Source organism: Acinetobacter brisouisimilis, from assembly GCF_000368265.1.
In the GTDB taxonomy this organism is placed as follows: domain Bacteria; phylum Pseudomonadota; class Gammaproteobacteria; order Pseudomonadales; family Moraxellaceae; genus Acinetobacter.
Window position 1 is genome coordinate 25,852 of record NZ_KB851212.1, and the last position, 8,875, is coordinate 34,726.

At 43.3% G+C, this 8,875-nt stretch carries 9 protein-coding genes; 4 read left to right on the forward strand and 5 right to left on the reverse strand.

What is annotated here, in order from left to right:
- Positions 1–145 precede the first annotated feature (145 nt).
- Both F975_RS00155 and F975_RS00160 read left to right on the forward strand, forming a co-directional pair.
- Positions 146–1,435: a solute carrier family 23 protein gene (locus F975_RS00155; RefSeq protein ID WP_004749208.1), complete on the forward strand. Its 1,290-nt coding sequence runs from the start codon at positions 146–148 to the stop codon at positions 1,433–1,435.
- Between the two features lie 84 nt (positions 1,436–1,519).
- Complete coding sequence (locus F975_RS00160) at positions 1,520–2,425, forward strand: LysR family transcriptional regulator (RefSeq protein ID WP_004749209.1); 906 nt, start codon at positions 1,520–1,522, stop codon at positions 2,423–2,425.
- Here the strand turns inward: F975_RS00160 and F975_RS00165 are convergent.
- From F975_RS00165 to F975_RS00185, 4 genes are all read right to left on the reverse strand, one after another.
- A complete protein-coding gene (locus tag F975_RS00165) occupies positions 2,422–3,147 on the reverse strand; it encodes a sulfite exporter TauE/SafE family protein (RefSeq protein WP_004749210.1) in 726 nt (241 codons plus the stop codon). The two genes, F975_RS00160 and F975_RS00165, sit on opposite strands and share 4 nt — an antisense overlap.
- Before the next feature lie 438 nt (positions 3,148–3,585).
- On the reverse strand, positions 3,586–3,870 hold the full coding sequence (locus tag F975_RS00175; RefSeq protein WP_004749212.1) for a YciI family protein: 285 nt from the start codon (positions 3,868–3,870) through the stop codon (positions 3,586–3,588).
- A 49-nt stretch (positions 3,871–3,919) separates the two neighbouring features.
- Positions 3,920–4,207: a chorismate mutase gene (locus tag F975_RS00180; protein ID WP_004749213.1), complete on the reverse strand. Its 288-nt coding sequence runs from the start codon at positions 4,205–4,207 to the stop codon at positions 3,920–3,922.
- Positions 4,188–5,492 carry a hypothetical protein gene (locus F975_RS00185; protein ID WP_004749214.1) on the reverse strand — a complete coding sequence of 435 codons (1,305 nt, stop codon included), beginning with the start codon at positions 5,490–5,492 and terminating at the stop codon, positions 4,188–4,190. The genes F975_RS00180 and F975_RS00185 overlap by 20 nt, the downstream gene beginning before the upstream one ends.
- A gap of 257 nt (positions 5,493–5,749) precedes the next feature.
- On the opposite strand from F975_RS00185, the gene fmt reads away from it, so the two are divergent.
- Both fmt and rsmB read left to right on the forward strand, forming a co-directional pair.
- Complete coding sequence (gene fmt, locus F975_RS00190; protein ID WP_004749215.1) at positions 5,750–6,712, forward strand: methionyl-tRNA formyltransferase; 963 nt, start codon at positions 5,750–5,752, stop codon at positions 6,710–6,712.
- Positions 6,709–7,995: a 16S rRNA (cytosine(967)-C(5))-methyltransferase RsmB gene (gene rsmB, locus F975_RS00195; RefSeq protein WP_004749216.1), complete on the forward strand. Its 1,287-nt coding sequence runs from the start codon at positions 6,709–6,711 to the stop codon at positions 7,993–7,995. The genes fmt and rsmB overlap by 4 nt, the downstream gene beginning before the upstream one ends.
- Positions 7,996–8,008: 13 nt before the next feature.
- Here rsmB and F975_RS00200 read toward each other — a convergent pair whose 3' ends face one another.
- The gene (locus tag F975_RS00200; protein WP_004749217.1) at positions 8,009–8,620 is read right to left on the reverse strand and encodes a TetR/AcrR family transcriptional regulator; all 612 of its coding nucleotides are present in this window, start codon (positions 8,618–8,620) and stop codon (positions 8,009–8,011) included.
- Positions 8,621–8,875: the final 255 nt, after the last annotated feature.

The window sequence follows — 8,875 nt, forward strand, 5'->3', positions numbered from 1 at the left end:
TAAGCCATTTATAAACAAAATAAATTTATCAACATCTTCATAATTCTTCTGAGAAAAACGACCAACAACAATTTCAGCCTATGTTAAGCATTTTCAACTGAGAGTATCATGTGCGCAATTTTGTAAAGATTTGAGCGCTTTTGTTATGTCTTGGTTTCCAAAATGGCGACCCTACGCGGGACAAATTGATTCTCGCCCTGTATCAACCGATGAATATCTACCTGTTGGACAAAGTGTGGTTTTAGGCATTCAACATGCCTTTGCCATGTTTGGTGCAACCGTTCTTGCGCCGCTACTCATGGGTTTTAACCCGAACCTTGCGATTTTAATGTCAGGGATTTGTACCATCCTGTTCTTTTTATTTACAGGTGGACGCGTTCCAAGTTACTTGGGTTCGAGCTTTGCCTTTATTGGCGTAGTGGCTGCAGCAACAGGACACATTACAGGCTCAGGTGCAAACCCGAACCTGTCAGTTGCACTCGGCGGGATTGTGGCCTGTGGTGTGCTATATGCAATTATCGGTCTGATTGTGATGCTGACAGGCACACGCTGGATTGAAAAACTCATGCCACCTGTGGTGACAGGTGCAGTGGTGATGATCATCGGCTTAAACCTCGCACCCGTGACCATTAAAGGTGTGGCAGGTCAACCGTTTGAAATGTGGATGGCACTCATCACAGTCCTGTGTATGGGAACAATCGCAGTATTTACCCGTGGTTTGCTACAACGCTTGTTGCTACTGGTTGGCTTACTCATGGCATATCTGATTTATGCAATTGCCACCAATGGTCTCGGCTTAGGTAAACCGATTGATTTTTCACAGATCTCGGCAGCAGCATGGTTTGGCATTCCAAGCTTTTCTCACCCGACTTTTGACAGCAATGCCATGCTGATCATTGCCCCTGTTGCGCTGATTTTGGTGGCTGAAAACCTTGGGCATATTAAAGCGGTTGGCGCGATGACAGGCGAAAACCTGACGCCACAACTGGGCAAAGCCTTCCTTGCCGATGGCTTGGCAACCACACTTTCAGGAAGTGTTGGCGCACCGGGTATGACCACTTATGGTGAAAACATTGGCGTCATGGCAGTGACCCGCGTTTACTCCACCATCGTGTTCGTGATTGCAGGTTTGTTTGCGATTTGTTTGGGGCTATCACCCAAATTTGGCGCAGTGATTAGCACTATCCCAGGTGCGGTACTCACAGGTGCATCAATTGTAGTGTTTGGTTTAATTACCATTGCTGGGGCAAAAATCTGGCTGGAAAACAAAGTCGATTTCTCCAACAATAAAAACCTGATTGTGGCTGCTGTCACCATTATTTTGGGTGCAGGCAACTTTGAGTTGATGTTCGGTCACTTTAACTTGGGTGGTATTGGCACAGCGACTTTTACTGCCATTATTCTCAACTGGTTCTTTAACCTGAAAAAAGATTAAAGAACCCGATATTGATAGCAGCCGCAAGGCTGCTTTTTTTATGCCATACTGAATCTAATCACAGTAAAAAAACAGGCAACGGACATGCGCCTTGAGATTTTCGATTTAGAACTGGTGCTACAGATTGCCAAAACAGGTAGTCTGACTCAAGCTGCACAACAGACAGCTATTTCACTACAAGCAGCGAGTGAGCGCCTGAAAAAAATCGAACAACAGTTCGAGGTCAAATTGTTTAGCCGACATAGCACAGGAATGCAACTGACCTTCGCGGGAGAAAGTTTTCTGGAATATGCTCAAGAGATTGTACAGCGTGGTCATTCCCTACAACAGCATATGCTGCAATTCTCTTCGCAACAAAAACAGCAATTGTGTTTATGGTGTAACTCATCGGCACAAAGTGAATATTTGCCGAAAATTTTGCCTGAATATTTGTTGCAAAACCCTCAACTACAGATCGAGTTACAAGAAGCAGAAAGCGCTGATATCATCACCGCATTAACCCAAGGTACGGCGCAACTGGGGTTGGTTTCGAGCTTTTTTAATACCAAACATTTACAGACTTTAGAGTTCGCTGAAGATCCGCTGGTCCTGATCTACCCAATGCAGCATCCCTTAGCACACAACACGCAGATCAACCTTGCTGATGCTCTGCACTTTGCCTTTATTGGCTTAAAACAGTATCACTCTCTGCAACAATCAATTGAACGTCAGGCACAGCAACTCGGGTACAGTATCGAATATCGCCTACGCCTACCCAGTTTTTCCGCAATTGCACAAGTGGTTGCCGATGGTGTCGGTGTTGCTATTTTGCCACAGCGTGCCGCACAGCAATTACAATCACTCTATTCGTTTCACTACATTCATCTGCAAGGCGCTTGGGCAAACCGTAAGCTGTTATTGGCATGCCGCCACTTTGATGAGCTGCCCATTGCCTATCAACATCTGAGTGAATTTTTAATGGAAAAACGGGCTTTGCTTGCACCTGTTTAAGTGTTTAGGCTCATATAGCTTCCCAAAAAAATCAGCCCAACAAAGAAAATACGGCGAAATTTCTGTTCATTTAAACGCTGCCGAATCAGCTTACCACCCCACATTCCCACTAATGCAGGCAATAATACCAAGCAAGATAATGAATAATTGATGTTCTGTGTCGCCGTTAATTGCTGCTGTAAAAAAACTGCCAGACATAGATTGGCACAGGTAAAAGTCAAGCCGAGAGTTTGTACCAGATCATTGCGTTGCAACTGCAAACTTTGTAAATATGGTACAACAGGTATAATAATTACCCCTGTCGCAACAGTCAGCGCGCCGCCCAAATACCCAACAACAGGCGACAAGTATTTTTCATGCGTTTGAAGATTCGGCAACCTCTTACTGCATAAGCCATAGATGCCATACAACAACAGCATCATGCCGAGTAGAAAACCACTATGCACATGTGAATCTGCCAAGGTTGGAAAGATGCTCCACGTGGAACCTAACACTACTCCTAGCAGCAGCGTCCAGAAACGCTTTAACAAAACCCACCATCCACCTTCACTAAACAGTTGCCAGAGATTGGTCACCAAGGAGGGAACTATTAGCAAGCTCGCAGCCTGAAACGGAGACAGCACTATACTGAGCAGCCCCATTGCAACCGCAGGCAACCCCAAACCGATCACCCCTTTAACCAAACCTGCAAACGCAAATACCAACATCACAAATCCCAACATGTTACTTCTCCCTCAAAACATACATCCATGCTAGGTCAAAGCGATGCGTTCGAATATGCGTATTTTCTGGAGTTGCTTCAAGCATTGCCTGAGGCCTGGTTCAGCTTATTTTGGAAGTGATTTCAGAAACAAGTCATCCTAATGAAATCGACATTTATAAGTTATGAGTTTTGCCCAATCGAGCTGAGAATACATGCACTACCGATGCTACAAAATGCTGAGCGAAAACCACTGGCTTTTGATACTGTAAAATTTAATTATCGCTTGGCAGCCCAATTTTTTTACTCAGGCAAACTGGCAGCATCAAAACTGCTGCCTTTCTGTTTAAGGCACAGACTCAATGACAATGATAAATCGTGTCGATCACACATGCGACTTGGAGTTGCACTGCGCCGCATAAGCGACTGCCAAACAGATGCAAAATATCCCAAGCCAATTTTAATAATGTTGTAACTGCTCGAAGCCTGTTGCTGTGCGTGAAAACTGCACCTGATTAATCCGATATTCAGCAACCTTTTGAAAAGGATCTTGCTGCAAAATCGACGTTAATTGCGCTTCAGGCATATCCTTAACCAAGATCATGCCTCCAGTTCGTGGCTGCTTTGCGCCTGCGGAAATAAAATGTCCCGCAGCAAAATGTTGCTGTAGCCATTCCACATGTTGCGCTAATAACGCATCGACAGCAGTCAAAGGCTGTAAATAGTTCAGTTCGACGATATACATGATTATTCTACTTTTTTATGCTGATTTTAGATTTGAACCAGTGTGCGGTTTAGTCAGGTAAATGCTGTAATTCTCGTTCAATAAAATGCTGAATCATTTGCCGATAGAGTTTTTCAATCAGATCAGCATCTGCGGAAAAAGCCTCGGCATGCTGACGCACTTGGGCAATCACCTGTTCAACCCGCTGCGGTGCAGGTGCTTCAGCACGTGAATTTTTAAATGCCACCGCCTGATCCACATAGGCTTGGCGAGCAGCGATAAGCTCAATTAAAGCCCGATCTATTTGATCAATCTGTTGGCGAACTTCGGCTAAAGAGTTACATTTTTGACGAGTCATTTGTGGTCTGTTGCTTGTATTGTTGTTCGAGTACATGACTAAAAATGCTCTCGATCATCCAGACCCGATACAAGCTATTAAAGACATAACTCTGCCCTGCGATGCGCAACTCTAACACTGGAAAGTCAGGCTGATGTTTCGCATAACATTGTTGGTCATTTTGCTGCAAAAGCTCAGATACATCGACCTCGGTCAATTTTTCAATCTGCAAACTCTGCTGTAAAGCATTAACATGCGGGGCAAATGACAAGTCCTGCCCTTTACTCCATACCGCTTTTAAAATGTCATAAATCACATCAACACGCTGTTCGTCATCTTCGATGCTATAAAACAAACGTGCAATATTTAAAACAGCATCTTGGGTTGGGCGGCAAAACGGCGTAAATGCCACATCGGCACGTTTTGATAACCGCGTGGCAAGCGACCAGTCAAAAAAGTCGCGCCCATGGTAACTCAGCGGATAAACCCGCAACTGAATATTATAATAATTTGCCAGTTCTTCTTTAATGTAAGCCAAGAGCAACCAACTAATCGGATCCTCAAGTGCAATATATAAATCCAGCTCAGGATGCATCGCATGAATTTCTGCCAACTCTTCTGCATCACTCATAATGTGTTCACGCCACTCAATATGATTGATCAAAAAAATCGGGTTGTCAGTCAATAATTTTTGTTGTTTCAGACGTCGCGTTAAGCGCAGTAAATCATCTACTGCATGATATTTTCGGTCAGCAAATTCAAAATAACTCGCAGCGACAGGTGTATCGATAAAACAACGTTCAGGAAAATTTTGGGGTTGGTGTTGCTGACTTGCCATGGCATACAGGGTTCTAAGTTTGCCATATTGCTGTTGCCACAACATGTGAAATACATCTTCAAGTAAATATAAAAATTGTTCTTCACGTAATGGAGTATTTCTTAAAATGACTTCAGCTTGTTGAATCGCTTCTGCAGTTGGAAGCTCGGGCTGTTCATCATAACCAAAGCGATGTTGGCGTGCGAGAATCTTGGCATCGTTAAGACAGTATTGCTGCCATTCCTGTGCGGTCATATTATTCGGTGGTTCTGCTGCCTGACTGGAAATCATCACCTTTAACGGTTTGAGTTCCTCGCTTAAAATTTCATGTAACTGCGGCAATTGCTGTACTGCCAAATAACTGTAAACATCATCAAGGCGCAAATAAATACTCAACCCTTTGTCCGTGGGTAAAACCTCTTGCCGTGACGGTTTTTGGTAAAACCATCTCGATCGAATCGGATCAAACCAACGGCGAAACACAGACATGAGCATAGCCTCTAAAAAATCAACCTACAGATTGAACAAACAATTTACTGACAAAAAGTACGATCAACAATAAAAATAGCTTTGCAGATGTTGACCTGGTGCAAGTTTAACAAATTTTGCCAAAGTTCCGCTTGTATATTTTTGATATTGGTTTCAAGCATTTTCTTTGCACAATTGCCTCAACAGCGTAATTTGCAAGAATGCTAAATCGCGACACCTGTTATAATTGTGCCTTGCGAAACGATTGAGTGATACTCTTGAAGATTATTTTTGCAGGTACGCCTGAGTTTGCGGCTGAAGCCCTCAAAGCCTTAATTCAAACTGAACATGACATCATTGCCGTTTATACCCAGCCTGACCGTAAGGCAGGACGCGGACAAAAACTCACCGCTTCTGCCGTCAAACAGGTTGCTTTGGAACATAATCTGCCTGTCTATCAGCCTTTACATTTTAAAGCCTCAACCGAAGAAGGCTTAGCAGCACAGCAAGAGCTTGCCGCGCTCAATGCGGATGTCATGGTGGTTGCCGCTTATGGCCTGATCTTGCCCCAAGCGGTATTAGACATGCCTAAATATGGCTGCCTGAATATTCACGGTTCGTTGTTGCCACGCTGGCGCGGTGCAGCACCAATTCAACGTGCGATTGCCACAGGTGACCATGAAACTGGTGTGACCATTATGGCAATGGCAGCAGGTTTAGATACAGGCGATATGCTATATAAAACCTATTGTCCAATCACGGCACAAGACACCTCGGCAAGTCTGCATGACAAACTTGCACTACAAGGCGCAGAAGCGATTTGTGCGGTTCTTGCATCAGAACAGCAACTACAAGCTTGTCTGGCACAGCGCGAAGTGCAGGATGAGACTCTGACCGTTTATGCGCATAAACTCAGCAAAGCTGAAGCACAAATTGACTGGGCTGTTAGTGCCCAGCAACTCGACCTCAACATTCGCGCTTTTAATCCTTGGCCAGTTGCCTTTTTCCCGATCAGTGAAAATAACAACTTACGCGTCTGGAATTCACAGCTTTCAACTCTCAGCAATGTAACCGCTCAAGTTGGTGAAGTTGTGGCGATTGATAAACAGGGTGTACATGTCATGTGTGGCGATCAACAGATCATTTGTCTGACCCAATTGCAATGGCCAGGTGGTAAGCCACTAAATGCAGCACAAATTTTACAAGCACAAAAATTACAGGTTGGACAAATCCTATCATGAGTCAAATGTTGAATTTACGTGCTCAAGTGGTCAAAACTTTACTGGCTGTGCAACAAGGTCAATCCCTTTCTGCAATTTTGCATCAGCAATTAGAACAAGTGGCAACAAAAGACCGTGCGCTATTTCATGAACTGGTTTTGGGAACGCTGCGTCAGTGGTACGGGTTAAAAGCACTCACTTTACCATTACTCACGAAGCCCTTGGATAATCCAGCCATAGAAAGCTGCCTATATGTCGGGTTATATCAAATTTTATGTACCCGCATTGCAGCACATGCTGCTCTTTCTGAAACAGTAACAGCATGCAAACAACTGGGCTTTCCTGCTATGAGTGGTGTAGTGAATGCCATTTTACGCCGTGCTACACGCGAAACAGCTGAGTTCCAACAAACTTTGAATCAGGCACATGGCTTACCAAGCTGGCTTTACAAGCGCCTGAAAAAAGACTGGCCAGAACAAGTAAGCGAACTCTGTTCAGCCTTGAAACAAACTAGTGCCATTACCTTACGCGTCAATCAACGCAAGATCGGACGTGATGCCTACCTTGCCAAGCTACAAGCGGCAGGCATTCAAGCTGAAGCGTGTTCGATTGCCGAAGCGGGAATTGTGTTACAGCAGTCAGTACAAATTCCTGAACTGATTGGTTTTGAACAAGGTTGGTTCTCCGTACAGGATCAACATGCACAGCTTTGTGCCAGCTTGCTCCCTAATTTAAATGACAAAATCGTGGTAGATGCCTGTGCTGCACCAGGTGGAAAAACTGCCCATTTACTGGAAAAATTTCAGCCTGCACACCTGATTGCACTCGATCAAGATGCCAAACGTCTGCTTCGTGTTCAAGAAAACTTACAGCGTTTACAACTTAATAGCGATAAAGTACAGATTTTGGCTGCTGATGCCACCACGTGGACAGCATCTGAACCCGTAGACTGTATTGTGCTAGATGCACCCTGCTCAGCGATTGGTGTGTTACGTCGCCATCCTGATATTCGCCTACTCCGCCAGTCAACCGATATTGTAGAAACGGTTGCGCTACAAAAGCAGATTTTGCAGCAAATGTGGTCACAGCTTAAAGTCGGTGGCACATTGCTTTATATCACTTGCTCAATTCTCAAAGCGGAAAATGAACAGCAAATGCAAAACTTTTTTGCTGAACATGCCGATGCTCGTGAAATCAAAATTGAAGCGGATTGGGGTATTGCTCAAGTGCATGGACGACAATTACTACCCATAACTGCTCAGGGTGACGGTTTTTATTATTGTCGAATTGAAAAAGTGGCTTAAGCCACTTTTTTATTTAGGAAAAACTCAGCTCTTGCTGACTGGGAATAGTTAATGCCTGATGAATATACAATTCAATCAGCTTTTCACGAGACCCGATTGAACGTTGATAATAACTCGAATTCAAAAGTAGACATGCTCCATAAATCAGTGACCAAACATAGGATAAATAATCTCGAATTGAAATATTGGACTGAAACTGATCCAAGTAATCTTTAGTCATATCCTTAATACATAAAATACGCTGTTGGCGAATATCATAAAGCTGCTGAAATAACTCTTTTAAGCCCGACTCAGTCGTTGTCAGCTGTTCTTCTATCTGGTGCAATACAATGATTTTTTCAGGTGCTCTCAAATGGTAAAGCATATATGCTTTAGCATAACCAATAAAATCATCCTGATACTGATGTGAAATGGCCAGTACCCGCTTTTCATTCTGAATTACCAGTTCTAATAATAATTCATTCTTTGACTTAAAATGTTTATATAGTGTTCCTTTGGCAATATCGAGTTCTTTGGCTAAATCATCTAGTGTCATATCCTGATAATGATCTAATAGCAACTCTTCTGACACAGCTAAAATTTTTTGATAGCGTACTGAAAATTGTTCTTGACGGCTGGTTTTCATTGACAATTCCATTGTTTAAACCGATCTACTCAAAAAATTAAATAACACAATTTAATCAGTTTGCCCATATTGATTCGTGATCTGTACATTCAAGCATCAATTCTTTTACAGGAATGATGGTTTCATTCTTCTGACTGAGCGATTTGATGATACTTTTCTATTTATTTATCATTATTAAACTGACTTATGGATTTTAAAATAACCCATAATCCACGCATAAAAAAGCACCCCCAACGGTTAAGTTGAGGGTGCCTG